19 protein-coding genes are annotated in these 16,718 nt (G+C 63.4%); 13 read left to right on the top strand and 6 right to left on the bottom strand.

Annotated features, from left to right (window positions below):
* The first annotated feature begins 33 nt into the window (after positions 1-33).
* On the top strand, positions 34-1,353 hold the full coding sequence (locus KXD98_RS14625; RefSeq protein ID WP_064961518.1) for an IS256 family transposase: 1,320 nt from the start codon (positions 34-36) through the stop codon (positions 1,351-1,353).
* Positions 1,354-1,556: 203 nt separating this feature from the next.
* Here the strand turns inward: KXD98_RS14625 and KXD98_RS14620 are convergent, their stop codons facing one another.
* The 3 genes from KXD98_RS14620 to KXD98_RS14610 all read right to left on the bottom strand — a co-directional run bounded on the left by KXD98_RS14620 (position 1,557) and on the right by KXD98_RS14610 (position 3,344).
* Positions 1,557-2,219 (bottom strand): uridine kinase, encoded by a 663-nt coding sequence (locus tag KXD98_RS14620; protein WP_043988409.1) that lies wholly within the window; start codon positions 2,217-2,219, stop codon positions 1,557-1,559.
* Positions 2,219-2,692, bottom strand: coding sequence for a GNAT family N-acetyltransferase (locus KXD98_RS14615; protein ID WP_016895292.1), 474 nt, complete (start codon positions 2,690-2,692; stop codon positions 2,219-2,221). The genes KXD98_RS14620 and KXD98_RS14615 overlap by 1 nt, the downstream gene beginning before the upstream one ends.
* 175 nt (positions 2,693-2,867) lie before the next feature.
* On the bottom strand, positions 2,868-3,344 hold the full coding sequence (locus KXD98_RS14610; RefSeq protein WP_157835606.1) for a GNAT family N-acetyltransferase: 477 nt from the start codon (positions 3,342-3,344) through the stop codon (positions 2,868-2,870).
* 344 nt (positions 3,345-3,688) lie between these two features.
* On the opposite strand from KXD98_RS14610, the gene KXD98_RS14605 reads away from it, so the two are divergent.
* Entirely contained in the window at positions 3,689-4,045 is a 357-nt protein-coding gene (locus KXD98_RS14605) for a helix-turn-helix transcriptional regulator (protein ID WP_260759112.1), read from the top strand.
* A 24-nt stretch (positions 4,046-4,069) separates the two neighbouring features.
* On the opposite strand, the gene KXD98_RS14600 is transcribed toward KXD98_RS14605, so the two are convergent.
* Positions 4,070-4,474, bottom strand: a complete 405-nt coding sequence (locus tag KXD98_RS14600; protein WP_260759111.1) for a DUF4267 domain-containing protein — start codon at positions 4,472-4,474, stop codon at positions 4,070-4,072.
* Between the two features lie 381 nt (positions 4,475-4,855).
* Between KXD98_RS14600 and KXD98_RS14595 the strand changes: the two genes are divergently transcribed.
* Together KXD98_RS14595 and KXD98_RS14590 are read left to right on the top strand one after the other, a co-directional pair.
* Entirely contained in the window at positions 4,856-5,998 is a 1,143-nt protein-coding gene (locus KXD98_RS14595; protein WP_260759110.1) for an amidohydrolase family protein, read from the top strand.
* A 514-nt stretch (positions 5,999-6,512) separates the two neighbouring features.
* Positions 6,513-6,776: a hypothetical protein gene (locus tag KXD98_RS14590; RefSeq protein WP_260759109.1), complete on the top strand. Its 264-nt coding sequence runs from the start codon at positions 6,513-6,515 to the stop codon at positions 6,774-6,776.
* A gap of 80 nt (positions 6,777-6,856) precedes the next feature.
* On the opposite strand, the gene KXD98_RS14585 is transcribed toward KXD98_RS14590, so the two are convergent.
* Complete coding sequence (locus KXD98_RS14585; protein ID WP_260759108.1) at positions 6,857-7,549, bottom strand: O-methyltransferase; 693 nt, start codon at positions 7,547-7,549, stop codon at positions 6,857-6,859.
* 83 nt (positions 7,550-7,632) lie between these two features.
* Here KXD98_RS14585 and KXD98_RS14580 point away from each other — a divergent pair, with 83 nt between their 5' ends.
* The gene (locus KXD98_RS14580) at positions 7,633-8,427 is read left to right on the top strand and encodes a helix-turn-helix domain-containing protein (RefSeq protein ID WP_260759107.1); all 795 of its coding nucleotides are present in this window, start codon (positions 7,633-7,635) and stop codon (positions 8,425-8,427) included.
* 146 nt (positions 8,428-8,573) lie between these two features.
* Positions 8,574-9,731, top strand: a complete 1,158-nt coding sequence (locus KXD98_RS14575) for a serine hydrolase domain-containing protein (protein WP_260759106.1) — start codon at positions 8,574-8,576, stop codon at positions 9,729-9,731.
* A 12-nt stretch (positions 9,732-9,743) separates the two neighbouring features.
* On the opposite strand, the gene KXD98_RS14570 is transcribed toward KXD98_RS14575, so the two are convergent.
* Complete coding sequence (locus KXD98_RS14570; protein ID WP_260759105.1) at positions 9,744-10,457, bottom strand: SDR family NAD(P)-dependent oxidoreductase; 714 nt, start codon at positions 10,455-10,457, stop codon at positions 9,744-9,746.
* A gap of 110 nt (positions 10,458-10,567) precedes the next feature.
* Between KXD98_RS14570 and KXD98_RS14565 the strand changes: the two genes are divergently transcribed.
* From KXD98_RS14565 to KXD98_RS14535, 7 genes are all read left to right on the top strand, one after another.
* Complete coding sequence (locus KXD98_RS14565) at positions 10,568-11,170, top strand: TetR/AcrR family transcriptional regulator (protein ID WP_260759104.1); 603 nt, start codon at positions 10,568-10,570, stop codon at positions 11,168-11,170.
* Positions 11,171-11,260: 90 nt separating this feature from the next.
* Complete coding sequence (locus KXD98_RS14560; protein ID WP_260759103.1) at positions 11,261-12,967, top strand: GMC family oxidoreductase; 1,707 nt, start codon at positions 11,261-11,263, stop codon at positions 12,965-12,967.
* An 8-nt stretch (positions 12,968-12,975) separates the two neighbouring features.
* Entirely contained in the window at positions 12,976-14,013 is a 1,038-nt protein-coding gene (locus KXD98_RS14555; protein WP_260759102.1) for a zinc-dependent alcohol dehydrogenase family protein, read from the top strand.
* A gap of 57 nt (positions 14,014-14,070) precedes the next feature.
* Positions 14,071-14,880: an LLM class F420-dependent oxidoreductase gene (locus tag KXD98_RS14550; protein ID WP_260759101.1), complete on the top strand. Its 810-nt coding sequence runs from the start codon at positions 14,071-14,073 to the stop codon at positions 14,878-14,880.
* Positions 14,881-15,100: 220 nt separating this feature from the next.
* Positions 15,101-15,790 (top strand): class I SAM-dependent methyltransferase, encoded by a 690-nt coding sequence (locus tag KXD98_RS14545; protein ID WP_260759100.1) that lies wholly within the window; start codon positions 15,101-15,103, stop codon positions 15,788-15,790.
* Positions 15,791-15,853: 63 nt separating this feature from the next.
* Positions 15,854-16,000: a hypothetical protein gene (locus KXD98_RS14540; protein ID WP_260759099.1), complete on the top strand. Its 147-nt coding sequence runs from the start codon at positions 15,854-15,856 to the stop codon at positions 15,998-16,000.
* 64 nt (positions 16,001-16,064) lie between these two features.
* Positions 16,065-16,631 (top strand): dihydrofolate reductase family protein, encoded by a 567-nt coding sequence (locus KXD98_RS14535; protein ID WP_260759098.1) that lies wholly within the window; start codon positions 16,065-16,067, stop codon positions 16,629-16,631.
* Positions 16,632-16,718 lie beyond the last annotated feature (87 nt).

Below are 16,718 nucleotides of genomic sequence, written 5' to 3'. Positions count from 1 at the left end.
GGCGTTGGCGCGCTGGTTCGGGAAGGTACGCCCATGCTCACCGTAGTTCACGATGCCATCGAGGCCAACGAAAGCACTGGCGGTGCTGGTCGGTCGTTGTTGGACGAGATCGTCCGCGACGGCGCCCGTCAGATGCTGGCCGCCGCGTTGAAGGCTGAGGTCGCCGCCTACGTGGCCCAGTTCGCCGATCAGCTCGATGAGAAGGGGCATCGGCTGGTGGTCCGCAACGGCTATCACCAGGCCCGCGAGGTGCTGACGGCAGCCGGGGCAGTTGAGGTGAAAGCACCGCGAGTCAACGACAAACGCGTCGACCCCGACACCGGTGAGCGGAAACGGTTTTCCTCGGCGATCCTGCCGGCCTGGGCACGCAAGTCACCGCAGATGAGCGAAGTGCTGCCGCTGCTGTACCTGCACGGGCTGTCCACCAGCGACTTCACCCCCGCTCTGGAGCAGTTCCTGGGCTCGGGTGCCGGGCTCTCGGCCACCACGATCACCCGGCTGACCAGCCAGTGGCAGGACGAGGCCCGCGCGTTCGCCGCCCGGGACCTGTCGGGCACCGATTACGTCTACCTGTGGGTCGACGGCATCCACCTCAAGGTCCGCCTGGACCAGGAAAAGCTGTGTCTGCTGGTGATGCTCGGCGTGCGCGCGGACGGCCGCAAAGAGCTCGTGGCGATCACCGACGGCTACCGGGAATCGACCGAGTCGTGGGCTGATCTGCTGCGCGACTGTAAACGACGCGGCATGACCGCACCCGTGCTCGCCGTCGGCGATGGCGCACTCGGCTTCTGGAAAGCGGTACGCGAGGTGTTCCCGGCCACCAAAGAACAGCGGTGCTGGTTTCATAAGCAAGCCAATGTGCTTGCCGCCCTGCCGAAATCAGCGCACGCGTCGGCGTTGTCGGCGCTCAAGGAGATCTACAACGCCGAGGATATCGACAAGGCCCAGGTCGCGGTCAAGGCCTTCACGGTCGACTTCGGGGCCAAGTACCCCAAGGCGGTCGCCAAGATCACCGACGATCTGGACACCCTACTGGAGTTCTACCACTATCCCGCCGAGCACTGGATCCACCTACGCACGACAAATCCGATCGAAAGCACCTTTGCCACAGTACGTTTGAGAACCAAGGTCACCAAGGGGCCGGGATCACGTGCGGCTGGTCTGGCCATGGCCTACAAGCTCATCGACGCCGCCGCGGCCCGCTGGCGTGCCGTCAACGCACCACACCTGGTCGCCCTGGTCCGCGCCGGCGCGGTCTTCCACAAGGGCAAACTGCTCGAACGCCCCACCGAAATCACCCCACCGACACCGCCCTCAGACGGCGATCAGCAAGCCGGAACGGAGGTCGCCTGAAACACGCCGATCCACAGGTATTGACAATTCCTCCACGGCGAACAGGCAGCTCGAGACCAGTCTAAAATACCTTTCGATCGGTAGGACTCGATATCTGGTCGAGAGCCGACACTGCTAACACCTTGCCCGTTCTGTGGACAAGCCACTGGGCCCCGATCACCTCTGAAGGCAGCGGGGGGTGCGCGTGCTCGCAGTTCGTTTGGTTACCCGCGGAGTACTACTGGCGATTCGTGGTTGCTGTTTGCGATCAGGATCGTCGCTCGATCCTGAGGCTTGCATTCTCGGAAGTAGCGGCGCTGCGCTTCAACATAGCGCCGCATGGTGGGATGGTCCGGGTCTGGGTTACTTCCATCTCGCAAGGCCATCCTTCGTGCGGTTTCGATGAAGGGAACATCGAGGAACACGGATAGGTCCCAGCTAGTGGCAAGCTCGTTGCGGTGCAGGAAGATTCCGTCCACCACGAGCACTGTGCCCGGGGCGGCCAGCTGCGGCTCCGGCATGAGAATCGTGTCAGTGGTGACGTCATGGCAGGCGGTGCGGTATCGCCGAGATCCGCCGGGCCGAAACGGGACAAGGACATCGGTATAGAACTGGCGATAGTTGTAGGAGTCTGACCAGAACCCCTCAGGCGAACTACGGCCCAGCCGGTACCGAACCTCGCGGGTGTTGTGAAAGTCGTCGAGTGATACTCGGACGACTGGTCGTTGTCGGTCTCGTAGAAGTTCGGCTAGTGCGTCCGCGAAATGGGTCTTGCCGGCACCGTCGGGCCCGTCGATCGCGATCCTCGGGCAACGCTGACCGTCGAAGACAGGAATCCGCGCCGCGACGAAGTCCAACGCATCCACTCGACCGAAAGCAGCGCTCATCACCGGCGGTCCTGCGTATCACCGGCCAGAAGCGCATGCACGTGCATGTCGTGCCAGCCGTCAGCGTGCAACGCAGCACTCCGCCGGATGCCCTCCACGCGAAACCCGGCCTTCTCCGCAACCCGACAAGAGGCGAGGTTGGCGACCGAATGCTCCAACCCAATCCGCTGGAAACCGACTTCACGGAATGCCCACTGACACAAAGTAGTAAGGGCTTGAGAACAGAGTCCTCGTCCACGCCACGCTGGCGCCATCCAGTACGCCGCTTCAGCTGAACCATCGTGCAAATCCACGCATTTGAGCGAAATACGGCCGGTCAATGAATCGCTGGTGCGGTCAACCAGCGCCCAATTCAACTGAGCCTCTGCAGTCCACCCGTCACGCCACTCGCTAATCCACTGGCGCGCTTCGTCCTCAGAATCGGCGCGCCGCACATGCCAGCGTTGGATCTCGGGGTCATTGAAGGCGTCCACGACCGCGCGAGCGTCAGACAGTCGCCACGGTCGGAGCAACGCAATAGAGCCCACCGACAACGACGGATGAGGAGACAGCGGATATCGCCGGCGGGATCAAAGTCGGCACACATGGCATCATCGCGCAAAATCCGAACCTAGACCAACGAGAACGCGGCATCCACGCGTAGGCCCTTCATCGCAAATCTTTGATCATAGCGATGCCGAGGGGTCCATTGCCTTGGCCCACCACGCGAAATCCCTTGCGCTCGTACAGATGTTTGGCCGGATTGCGAACATGGACATTAGTGCACATTGCTTCTGCATGTGGCGAAAGCTCGGCGAACAGTGCATCCAGAAGCAAGCCGCCGATGCCGGCTCCCCGCGAGCCTGGTGCGACAGCGATGCAGAGTTCCGGCAATGGCGACCCGGCCGCATCAGTGCGCAATGGCGGATTGCTATGGTACGTCCACACCGCACCGATAGCGATCGCGCTGTGATCCTCGGCAAGGATCGGCACGATGCCAACAGGTGGGAGCAATTCGAGCACTTCGCCGTCACCGGGGTCAGGAAGTGGCCAGTCTTCGATAATGCAGGCATGGCGGGCCATCTCGACGACGAAAGCGTGATCGTCAGCGGTCGCCGAGCGGAGTCGCACTCTGGACTGTGCCATCGGCAGATTGTGGCAGAAGTTCCCTGCTGCACGCATATCGATTTTTGACGAGATGGGATGTACGGGCGCGGCGCGAAACAGTCGCCAGCAAACATTCCGTGGACGGTTAACCAAGAGCCCAAAGGGCTTGCCAAGTGTGAGTCCATCACAGCTGCTGCCAGCCGCCCATCCCGAAACTGCCGACCCTATCGATATCAACAATCACCGGATTACGGCTGAATCGAATACTGAGGGTTACCAGTAAACTCAGCTCAGCCGTCTACCGGCCACCACTCCACTCTTATTCCGCAGCACGCCACATCGTCGAGCGCATTCGCCACCGCAAGAGTCAGTCGACTCAGGAGTTGCGGTGGCGCACCAACGGTCGTCCGCTACGTGCGGCGTTACGGGCGCTACACGCCGATGTCAGCCGCCGATGGACTCTGGCCGAGCTCAGCGAGATCGGGCAGATGTCGCGTTCAGTATTTGCCGCCGCGTTCAAGGCCAAGGTGGGTACACCGCCGCTGACCTACTTGATCAACTGGCGAATGACGCTGGCCCGCGACGCGCTGCGCAGCGGCAGTCGGTCGATCTCCGAGCTCGCCGCGGCGACGGGTTACGAATCTGAAAGCGCTTTCAGCACAGCCTTTCGCCGTGAAGTGGGCTCCTCGCCTCGGCACTACCGCAACGCGTCACAGGACGGCGGGGCACTGACCCGGTGACGGGACGTCGGGTGAGCACCGGGGTTAGTTGTGCCGAACCGCCTCCCGCTGGCGATCTCGGCGGGGGCGTCTCGTGCAGCCCCAGAGCCCTACTGCGATGCCGATGACCGCGCCGCCGAGACCGACGACTTTCTGCGCCGGCCTCATCTGGTCGTGCACGCTCATCCCGCCGAGGAGGTCGGCTGCGTCGGCGCCGCCGGAGGCCAGGAACCATCCGCGCGTGTCGTGGCCTCGCACGCCCGCGGCGATCAACAGTCCACCGATCAACGCGTCCCGGTAGCCCATCGACCGCAGGAGCAGCCGTGTGCTCGGCGGCGGCTCGTCGGGATCACCCCAGAGCTTGTTCGCGCGAAGCGGATCGACGAGAAACGAGATGCCCGAGGCCAGCCGGATGCCACCAGCAACCACGGCTGCACGATCTGCGCTCATGCCGGAACCCTATGGCACCGACTCGCGGTGGGCGCCGGTTTCGGTCAGGGCGAGACGGCGGCGGCAAGCCGAGCGAGCGGGTCGGACCGCTGATCTCTGGTGACCAACGGTGAACATCACCGGAAATGCCATCATCGATGGTTCGACTTCCTTTGTATCCCTACGCTACGCGACATGGTGAGCTCCGCACGAGTACCGAACAAACGGAGGTTATCCACACTCATACGGGGAGGTTATCCCCCGTGACACCTGAGTTTTCCAGCAGCATGCTGTCTGTGGTCGGGACTTTCGTTTAGCGATGGCTACTGAGGACCCATCGAAGTCCCTGTCAAGCGAGAAAGTTGCACCAAACCGGACAAGGCAACATAGGAGCAGGGTCAAATGAAGATGAGCGCAAAACCCGTACAGAAATCCGTGATGGGCCGCCGCAACTTTCTTACTGGCGCTGCCGCACTTGGTGTTGGTGCCGGATTGTCCGCGTGTGCCGCTGCATCTAATGACCCGGCGGCAGAGATTTCGGACATCTCGTTGCGAGACCAAGACCTGCTCTTTATTGCCACAGAAGAGACCTATACCACCGATGAGCTGATCGCGCTGAACGCAATTAGCGATGATCACGCAGAGTACCTCAAGGAAACTGGTCTTGCCGAACTCGGGCCCGGCCGCATCGGCGAAATGGACGAGGCGGGTATCGATGTTCAAATTCTCTCCGCACACACGCCGGGCGTGCAGGATCTCGCCGGTCAGGAGGGCAACGATTTTGCGTATCGCCTCAACAAGATGATCGCCGATGGCCCAATGGCCAACCATCCTGGGCGATACCAGGCCTATGCGACCCTGCCCCTGCAGGACCCCGAGGCATCTGCGGACGAATTGGAGCGCGCCGTCCGCGTAGACGGCTTCGTTGGCGCCATGACCAATGGGTTCATTGGCAGCAAGTTCCTCGACCACCAGGATTTCGAGCCCGTTCTGGCCCGTGCCGAGGCACTTGATGTTCCGATATACCTTCATCCGGGTTACCCACCGAAAGAAGTCTTTGATATCTACTACAAAATCGGACGCCCAGGATTTGACGCTGAGTACCAGGAGCATATTTTCAGTGGCTCAGGATATGGTTGGCACCAAGAGGTGCTTACTCAATCCCTTAGACTGATCATGACCGGGGTGTTCGACAGATTCCCAAGATTGCAGATCATTATCGGCCACATGGGAGAAGGCCTTCCGTTCTATTACGAGCGCATCGTCGAAGATCTGGGAGAACCGACCGAGGGTTATCTGAACAAGCCTGTCGGGCAATACTTCAACGACAACTTCTGGTACACAACCAGCGCATTCTTTCAAGATGAGCTGCTCCATCTTTTGCTGAAGTACATCACCGTGGATCGAGTGATGTTTGCAACCGACTACCCATTTGCAAACATGAAGGAAGGAACCGACTGGTTTCGGGCAGTGGACCTGCCGCGCGAGACCAAGGAAAAAGTCGCGTTCCGAAATGCTGAAAAGCTGTTCGGCATAACGGTGTAACGCATTGATGCGGCGCTGGAAACGATACCGCCCGACCCCTGCATTCGCGCGCAAACAGTCGAGCGCACCTATCTTTCGCGGGCGCACTGCCTCTGAATACGACGGAAACGAGTATGGAGGTTTACCGGTCAATCGCTCAAGATTGCGTTGCCGCCGGGCCTTGAAGTCAAACAGCTAGATGGTCCCCGGGGCCAGAACCCATTGATGGCCGTTGCGCGCCGAGTGCCATCTGCCAGTGCTCGTCCTCGGTTGGCAGGTATTCGTAGGCCAGGCGGCGGTATGACGAGAGTTGTTCGTAGTCGCTAGGATTGCGGGCGCTGTAGAGCGCCTCGGCGTCGAGCTGCGCTGTGGTCGCGATCAATCCGGACTCAAGGAGCGGCCATCCCTACGTCCATCACTCAAGACAAAGTCACCGACATGGACCGCTCGCGCACCAACTACGAGACACCGGCAGGGTGCGCCCGTCGGTTGAATTGTCGCGGCCAAAGGCAATTGTCTCGAGCTAACGCTTTTGATGACCCGCGTCGTCGGGCAAGATCAACCTATGCGCAATCTCTCAATCCGTACGACCATCACCATTGCTGCCGCCGCTCCCCTTGCTGCTGTGTCGCTGTTCGGTGCCGGGATCGGTTCAGCACAGCCCCTGAACTGCATCAACGGTCAGTTCTGGGATCCGATCACCAACACCTGCCAGACGCCGCGTCCCGCGGACAACTGTGCGCCGGGTGAGTATTGGAACGCCCTGTCCAATGTCTGCCGGCCGTTGGGTCTGCTTTAGCGCGCCGTCGACTTCAGCGGCAGAGAGCGCGGCGGGTTCTCCTGCCGGTGAGTGCGGTGGGTCTGTCGGGGCCGGCCGTATCAGGCGGTGTATACGGACATCTCGTTGCCGCGGCCGGGTTCGAACGGCAGGGGCAGCGAGCGGTACCCGTTGCCGGGGTTGCGCACGTAGGTGAGATAGTCACCCGACTCGTCCACGGCGTTCTCGGCAATCACCAACGCTCCCGGCGCCAGGCGTGATTCGAGGATCTGTAGCACCGGAAGGTACAGGCTCCAAGCGCCGTCGAGCAGCACTAGGTCGATACCGTCGTCGATGCCGTCCCGTAGTGTCTCCAACGCGTCCCCGACGCGAATGTCGACCAGGTCGGCTAGTCCCGCGTCAGTCAGATTTTCCTGCGCACGTTGGGCTTTGGCCGGTTCGAGCTCGGTGCTCACCATTCGGCCGTCACCTCCGTCGCGCAACGCCACGGCGAGGTGGATGGTCGAGACGCCGAAAGAGGTGCCGAATTCGACGATGTGGCGTGCGCGGCGTGCCCGGGCGCAGACGTAGAGGAACCGCCCGAATTCCGCCGACACGTTGAGAAAGTTTTTCGCGAACTCTCGATAAACGCTCTTGTAGTCTTGCGCCTCCCGGGCCATTAGTCGTGCCACTTCCTCGCTGTTGTCCTGCAACGCCTCGGACCATTCGGCGTACAGCGGGCCGTCTGCGACCTGGGCCTCCATGAACAGCCGGGCCAGCACGTCGGCGACGGGCGGTGAGTTGAGAGTGTCCATGAGCGCTCCTTCATCCTGAATGGTGGTTACTGAGTAAGGGTGACCTAACAAACTGGATTCAACCACCGGTAACGTGACTCGCTATGCCGCAAACCCGCCAGTCGGACGTACCGGTGCCGACCTATCCGGCCGGAGCCCCGCACATCACCGGTCGTGCCCGTGCTGGTTTTCGTATTGCAGCTCACCGCCACGCCGAAGGTCAGCTGGTGTATTGCGCCAGCGGCGCATTGGCGACCACTACCTCACACGGAACCTGGGTCGCACCAGCGAATCGGGCGACCTGGACGCCGCCGGGCTTCCAGCACGCCCACCGCTGCCTCGGCGATACCGACGTGCGCATCGTGGTCATCCCCGTGGAGCTGTGCCCGCGGCTCCCCCGCCGGCCCAGCGTGTGTGCGGTCGGTCCGCTATTGCGCGAGGCCATTCTGGCGTTGACCGACCGGCGCGACACACGACCCGAGGTCTACGCGCGGTTGCGCACCGTGCTCATCGATGAACTCGTCGAGACACCCGAGCAGTCTCTGCACCTGCCTGAACCACGTGACGACCGTTTACGGGCGGTTACCGAGCTGCTGCACCACGACCCGGCACAAGTGACGACACTGGCCGAGTTTGGCCGCGCCGTGGGCGCGGGCGAACGGACGCTCACTCGACTCTTTGACCGCGAGCTCGGGATGAGCTTCCATCGGTGGCGCACGATGCTGCGCGTCCACCGTGCCCTCGCTCACCTCGCCGACGGACAGTCGGTCACCGATACCTCGATCGCCTGCGGATGGTCGAACCCCACCAGCTTCATCGAGGCGTTCACCGCAGTGATCGGACAGACGCCTGGTCGCTACCAAGCCGGCCTCCGGGCGTCAGAAACTACGCGCGACTGAACCGCACTGTGCCGAATCTGGGCGTTCGAGACGTCTCACGCCCGGTCTCGAAGTGCGCCGTCCTGCAAGGCGCGAGTCATTTTTCGGAAAGCGTGTGGAGTACAGAATTCGCACTCGGCCAATACTAGAACGTGTTCTAATTCGGCATGTCCAGTTCAGTGGCGGGGCATGCCGACCCCGCGTTCGCCGAAGTGCAGGCCGTCTTTGAAGCCGCTCTTGCCGACGGCGACGACCTCGGTGCGGCAGTGGCGGTGTTCGTCGACGGTCGTCCGGTGGTGGATCTGTGGGGAGGCATCGCGGACAGGCGGACCGGGCGTCCGTGGACGCGCGACACGGCTTGTCCGACCTTCTCCTGCACCAAGGGTGTGACAGCGACCGCGGCCCTCATGGTCGCCCAGCAACGCGGCTACGGCGCCGACGAACCGGTGAGCGCGTGGTGGCCGGAATTCGCACAACACGACAAACACGAGATCACACTGAGTGATCTGCTGGCCCATCAGGCCGGCTTGCCCGTCTTGGAGCGCCCGGTTTCGGTGGCACAAGCCGCGGATCCCGCAGCGATGGCTGATCTGCTCGCGCACCAACGCCCGCTCTGGCGGCCGAGAACCGAACATGGCTATCACGCTTTGACTTTCGGATGGCTGGTGGGCGAATTCGTGCGCCGCCACACCGGTATGACCGTCGGCGAGTTCACCCGGCGCCACTTGGGCGACCGGCTGCTCATCGGCGTCTCCGGTGCGACAATGCGTGAGGCTGCTCGGGTCAGTTCGCCTCCGCCCGAGCAGCGTGTCTGGAGCGCAGAGAATGCACCGCCGATACCGGACGACACAGTCGCGGAGATGGTGGCCGCGTTCAACGATCCAGAATCGTTGTTCCTTCGGTCAGCGTCGAATCCCGTTGCTTCCTATAATGATCCAGACGTTCTGGCGGCCGGCTGGCCCGCTGCCGGCCTGGTCACCACCGCTCGTGACCTGGCCAGGTTTTACGACGACCTGATCGGCGGCACCTTGATCGCCCCGGGTCATCTGCGGGAAGCGATCACCCAACGCGTACGCGGCCGCGACCGCGTGCTGCGGCTGGAAAGCGCATTCGCGCTGGGCTACATGCTGCCGTCGCAGAACTTCGTGGTGCCCGAGCCGGCGCAACAAGCGGCATTCGGCCACCCCGGGGCCGGTGGCTCGGTGGGACTGGCTGACCTCGAGCGCAAGGTCGCTTTCGCTTTTGTGCCCAACTTGCGTCGTGACTGGCTGGCCGGCGATCGCCGTGCCTATCGGCTCATCGCTGCGGTGTACGACGCGCTGTGACGTCGCGGCGTTTCAGATGGTGAAGACCTGCGGTGGCCCGGCGAGCGTGGCCTTGGCCCGGAGCCCGATCGCATCGACGATCTCGGTATTGCCCGCCTCGAGCCCGTCGAGGGCCAGTTCGACGAGAGCGGCCGGCTCGGTAACCGCGCCCTCGGGAAACTCGATCCCCGCCTTGCGAGCGAAGTCGAACAGCGTCTGGGTGCCGACGAGCCCCGGCATGAGGCCGACGACATGTGTTCCCTGGCTGGCCAATTCAAGACGTACACCATTGGTGAGCCCCCACTCGGCTGACTTGGCCGCTGCGTAGGCGGTGTTGCCGTCCACCGTGAGCCACGCGGCTGCCGACAACACGTTGACGATAGCGCCACCGCCGTTGCGTGCGAGGACCGGCGCAAATGCCCGAATGACGTTCAGTGTGCCGAAGTAGTTGGACTCCATCACCCGCCTGACGTCCTCCAACTCGCCGGTCACCAGGCTGCCACCGGCAGTGTCGGCGGCGTTGTTGATCAGGATGTCGACGTCATCAGCAATCTCGGCGGCGCCCCGTGCCGAGTCCGGGTCGAGGATGTCCAAGCGCAGCACCTCGGCCCCTGGGATGTCGACGAGTTCGGGTCGTCGCGCCGTGGCGTACACCTTGGCCCCGCGACGCAGGAGCTCGGTGGCAAAATGCGTGCCGATACCCCGATTGGAGCCGGTGACCAACGCCGTGGCCCCTGCTAATTTCATCTGTCCTCCATGGAATTCCGGACCAGCGGCAAAAGCTGACCGATCGGTCAGCTTGACTCCGCTACCCTAAGCAGAAGATGACCGTGCGGTCAACTTGGTAGTGTGCGAGGGTGACGTCAACCCCTCGTGCCCTGCGTGCTGACGCCGCGCGCAACCGCGAGTCGCTACTGGCCGCGGCCGAGGAGGTGTTCGCCGAGCGCGGGGTCGAGGCCTCGGTCGCGGATATCGCCCGTCGTGCGGGAGTGGCCAAGGGCACGGTGTTCCGCCACTTCGCCTCCAAAGAGGATCTGATCGCGTCCCTCGTCTGCGAGCATCTGGTCACCCTCACCGACGCCCTGCGCCGGTTGGCGGATGCCCGTGACCCCGGTGCGGCGCTGCTGGAGTTTCTGACTATCGCCGCCGACCAGCGTCGCCAACACGACTTGACTTACCTGCAGACGTATAGTGCGAGCGACTCCAGGGTGGTAGCGATCCGTGATGAGGTGCACGCTGGCGTCGAGAGGCTGGTGGCCAACGCCCGCGCCGCGGGCGCGATCCGCCCCGATGTCACCGGGACCGATGTCTTCCTGCTGATGTGCGCACCGGTCCATGTGATGGACGGTCTCACTGATCCGCCACCCGACTTGTGGCGGCGCTACCTGACGATCATCTTCGACGGGCTACGCCCGCAAGGCGCGAGCCCGCTACCCCTGCCTGCACCCCACTTGTCCTGAGCTCAGCCGCGCCCGAACGGTTCTTCTCCCCGGGCGTCGTCGCGCAGACTAGGACACCAACCGACGGCAAGAGGAGGAACGGTGCCGGGAATGAGCCCTGTGGCCGAATTCGACTTCATCATCGTCGGGGCGGGAAGCGCGGGCTGCCTGCTCGCCAATCGGCTCAGCGCCAACCCTGATCATCGTGTGCTCCTGGTTGAGGCCGGCGGCCAGGACAACTGGTTCTGGATCAAGGTGCCGGTGGGCTACCTGTACACCATTGCCAACCCCCGCACCGACTGGTGCTTTACCACCGAGGCCGATCCAGGTCTGGCCGGTCGCAGCATCATCTACTCGCGGGGCCGCGTGATCGGCGGCTGCTCGTCGATCAACGCCATGATCCACATGCGCGGCCAGGCCAGCGATTACGAACTTTGGGCGCAAGCTACCGGTGACGAGCGGTGGCTTTGGGGCGGCTCCGACCGTCCGGGCGAGACGTTGACGATCTACAAGGAGCTGGAAGACTACTTCGGCGGGGCCGACGACTGGCACGGCGCCGCTGGCGAGATCCGAGTCGAACGCCCGCGGGTGCGCTGGAGGATCCTGGACGCTTGGCAGGCTGCCGCTGCCGAATTGGGCATTGCGCCGATCGAAGAGTTCAACCGGGGGGACAACTCCGGCTGTGCATATTTTCATGTCAATCAGCGGCGTGGCCGGCGCTGGTCGATGGCTGACGCTTTCCTGCACCCTGTCACCCACCGCCCCAATCTCACCGTCTACACGCAATCCCAGGCACTACAGCTTCTGATGGACCATCAGGTCAGCGAGTATCAGCGTCGCGGTGCCTGGACCACCGCGCAGCACCGCGTCACCGGCCTGCGGCTACTCAAAGACGGCCAGATCCTCGACGTTGGAGCCCGTCGGGAAGTGATCCTGAGCGCCGGAGCCATCGGCTCGCCACACCTGATGCAGGTCTCGGGTCTGGGGCCGGCCAGACTGCTCACCCACCATCAGGTGCCGGTCGCCGTCGACCTACCTGGAGTCGGCGAGAACCTTCAGGACCATCTCCAACTTCGGACCGTCTACCGCGTCCGGGGAGCACGAACCGTCAACACGCTGTATCGCAATTGGATCACCCGGGCAGGCATGGGATTTCAGTACCTGATGTTGCGATCGGGTCCCCTGACCATGCCGCCATCCACGTTGGGGGCCTTCGCCAAGAGTGACCCTGCGCTGGCCAGCCCCGATCTGGAATGGCACGTGCAGCCCTTGTCGTTGCCGAAGTTCGGCGAACCTCTTCACCCCTTCGCGGCCATCACTCCCTCGGTCTGCAATCTGCGCCCCACCTCGCGCGGGCACGTGCGGATGACCCACGCAGATCCGCTGACCCACCCAAAGATCCTCTGCAATTACCTGTCCACCGAAGCCGATCGTGAAATCGCCGTGCGTGGCCTGCGGATGACCCGACAGATCATGGCTGCGCCCGCCCTGGCCCGCTACCGCCCGGAAGAGTTGCTTCCCGGCCCGCAACGGGTGAGCGACGACGACCTGCGCATGGCTGCCCGTGAACTGGGTACCACCATCTTCCATCCGGTGGGCACCTGCGCGATGGGCGCCTTTGACACCCGCGGTCTGCCACAGTCGATCGGCACCGTGCTCGACACCGACTGCCGCGTGTTCGGCGTCGCAGGCCTTCGAGTGGCTGATGCTTCGGCGATGCCCACCATCACATCGGGGAACACCAACGCGCCGGTCATGCTGATCGCAGAGCGCGCGGCGCGGGCCATCCTGGAATGCGGAGGTGCGCCATATCGTTGAGTGGACACATGACCGACATGATGAAGGCCGTTGCGCTCGACCGATTCGGAGGCGTCGACGCTTTCGAGCTGCGCGATGTTCCCATCCCGGAGGTCGGACCCCGTCAGGTCCGGGTGCGCGTCCATGCGACCGCGGTCAACCCGCTCGACTATCAGATCCGTCGCGGAGATTACCCGGATGATGTGCCGCTCCCGGCGATCATCGGGCACGACATCTCCGGAGTGATCGAAGCCGTCGGATCCCACGTGACCGAGTTCAGCGCCGGCGATGCGGTGTACTACACGCCACGGATCTTCGGTGGCCCCGGCTCCTACGCCGAGCAACACGTCGCCGACGTCGACCTCGTCGGCCGCAAGCCCGAGAACCTTACACACCTGGAGGCAGCGAGCCTGACTCTCGTCGGCGGAACGGTGTGGGAGTCCCTGGTGACACGAGCCCAGCTCACCGTCGGGGAGACGATTCTCATCCACGGCGGTACCGGCGGTGTCGGCACGATCGCGATCCAGATCGCGAAAGCGATGGGCGCGCGAGTGATCACCACCGCGAGGGCCGGGGACCATGAGTTCGTGCGTTCGCTTGGCGCGGATGCTGCAATCGACTACGCGTCGACGGACTACGTCGATGCCGTAGCTGAGATCACGCGCGGCAAGGGCGTCGATGTCGTCTTCGACACGATCGGCGGCGACACGCTCACCAGAAGCCCGTTGGCGCTCGCCGACCTTGGACGCGTCGTCAGCATCGTCGACATCGCGCAGCCGCAGAACCTCATCGAGGCGTGGGGTCGGAATGCCGCCTATCACTTCGTCTTCACGCGACAGAACCGAGGGAAACTGGACGCGCTCACCACGCTGGTCGAGCGCGGTCTCGTCAAGGCGGTCGTCGGCGCGACACTGCCGCTGGCTCGAATGGCCGAGGCCCATGAACTCCTCGAGGACCGGCGGTCGTATGCGCTGCGCGGCAAGATCGCGATCGATGTGGCGGGTGAAACGGTGGAGCTTCCGCCTATCCGCACTGAGACCGGACAATCGCTCACCGCATCGGAATAAACGGCGTGCCGGTGAACTTGGCTCAAGAGTCGTCTCTTCCCCGACTCAGGAGCATCCATGACCCTTCCCATTCGTGTCGCCGTGCAGATCCAGCCGGGCGGCGCGCCTGACTACCGCTCGTGGCGCGAGGCTGTCTTGGCCGCCGACGACCTCGGCGTCGACGTCATCTTCGGCTACGACCACTTTCACCGCCCGGCAATGGAAGCCATCATCGACGGCAAGCCGATCCTGGCGGACGAGCAGCCTGATGTCTCCAACTTTGAGGGTTGGACTGCGCTCGCGTCGTGGGGCGAGATCACGTCACACGCTGACATTGGGCTCCTCGTCACGGGCGTCGGTTACCGCAACCCGGATCTGCTCGCTGATATGGCGCGCACCGTCGACCACATCAGCGGCGGTCGGCTTGTTCTCGGCCTCGGCGCGGGCTGGTATGAAAAGGATTACACCACTTACGGTTACGAATTCGGCACCTTCGGCTCCCGTTTCGACCTATTCGACGAGAGCCTGATCCGCATCGAGAACAGGCTGGCTGCATTGAACCCTCCGCCCGTGCGCAAGCTACCGATCCTGATCGGCGGCACGGGGCCCAAGCGCTCGCTGCCCGCCGTTGCCCGCCACGCCGACATCTGGCATGCGTTCCAAGACCTCGACGCGTTCCGCAGGTCCAGTGACCGCGTCGACGACTTGGCGGCGACGTTCGGTCGCCACGGCGGCGACATCGAACGTTCGACGCTCTGGCAGAACGCCCGCAGCGCGGATGCCTTTCGCGAGGCGGGCGTCACGTTGTTCCAGACCGAACTCACCTCCGACGACGGCTACGACCTGACGTCTCTCAAGGAGGTGCTCACATGGCGGGACAACGGGTGACCATGACCAAACCGGTGTAGCGGAAGCGGTCATATCCCACGTTTCGGCCATGTGGACCAACAGATATCGCGAGGTTCGACCGAGCCTGAAATTCGCGGGCCGGTAGTACCGCCACCCGTGATGTGACGCGGAGATCGTTCTGATTTGACATGCTGTTCGCCAGTTGCCGTTTCAGCAAGGAGATGTTGTCAAGGTATAGCTCGTCTTGGACGATTAGCGCATGTCGACCCAATTCTCAGACCGCGAGTTCCTGTCGGCGTACGAAGGGCAGCAGCCACGTCGCGTACCGGGTTATCACGCGATGCATCGTATGGCCGCGGTTCTGATCGCGGAGCATGCTCCCCACGACGCGCAGGTGCTTGTGCTCGGCGCTGGGGGCGGACTGGAGATCAAGGCGTTCGCCGAAGCCAACCCTGGTTGGTCCTTCGACGGTGTAGACCCATCGGCCGACATGCTTGAGTTGGCCGAACACACACTTGGACCATTGGCCGATCGCGCGCGTCTGACGTGCGGGCTTATCGATGACGCGCCATCGGGCCCGTTCGATGCTGCCGCCAGCATACTGACTCTGCAGTTTCTCGACCCTGGCGAACGCAGCCGCACTGTGGCCGAGGTTCGACGCCGGCTCAAGCCGGGCGCGCCCTTTGTCGTCGCCCATTTTGGGTTTCCCCACCAGAACCTCGAGGACCGGTCACACTGGTTGTCGCGCTATGTCGAGTTCGCCGTCGCCTCCGGTGTTGCCCGCGAGGATGCGGAAGCTGCACGTTTGGCCATCGATGAGCACCTGCACATCCTGACCCCCGATGAGGACCAAGCCATCCTGCGGGACGCCGGCTTCACCAACATCACCGAGTTCTACACCGCCCTGACGTTTCGCGGGTGGGTTTGCTACGTCGACGAGTCCGATTGAAGCTGCACCCGGCGGTGTACCACTTTCGACCCAAAAGCTGACCGGCAGGCGGACAATCGATCCATGTCCACTGCGCTCTGGATCGTCATTGCAGTGCTCGCCATCGGCACGATTGTTGGCGGACTGGTACGGATGCGGGCCTGGTTGCAGAAGCCGGCTCCGCCCGAGGTGATCGAGGCGGCGCGACGTCGCGACGAGGAAGACGAGTGACGGCCGGACCCGCGGCTCCGGCTGCATCGCGATGAGTTCGACTCGTCGGCGCAGTCTGATCGGTATGGGCAGACTCATCTATGGCTTCAACGTGTCGGTCGACGGGTACATCGCCGACACTCGAGGCAACATCGACTGGTCCGATCCGAGCGAGGAGCTGCACCAGTACTGGAACGACTTCGAGCGGGAGACCGCTCTGGCGTTCTATGGACGGCGGCTCTACGAATTGATGGCCGCCTACTGGCCGACCGCCGACGAGGACCCGGATGCCACCCCACTGATCGTTGACTTCGCCCGCATCTGGCGCGACATGCCCAAGGTCGTCTTTTCGCAGACCTTGCAGTCCGTCGACTGGAACTCACGCCTGGAACGTGGCGACCCCATCGAAGTGGTGAGGAAGCTCAAAGCCGAGACCGACGGCAGGCTGGAGGTGGCCGGCGCGACGCTGGCTGCGCCTATTGTGCAGGCCGGATTGGTCGACGAATACCGAATCGTCGTCGCGCCGACCGCCGTGGGCGGCGGAACTCCGTTCTTTCCGACCTTGCCGTCGTGGATCTCACTGCGATTGTTGGAAAATCGCACCTTCCCATGCGGCACGGTCCTGCTGCGCTACGAGACGAAACGCGACTGACCGGACGTGCGCGGCACACCATGGGCGCGATCCGCACCCGCAGTCGGTCTCGACTGTCATCGCCCAGTCTCCCCACCCGTTGACCTC

The organism is Mycobacterium sp. SMC-4 (assembly GCF_025263265.1).
Taxonomy (GTDB): Bacteria; Actinomycetota; Actinomycetes; order Mycobacteriales; family Mycobacteriaceae; genus Mycobacterium.
This window is presented reverse-complemented; position numbering and strand designations above follow the sequence as displayed.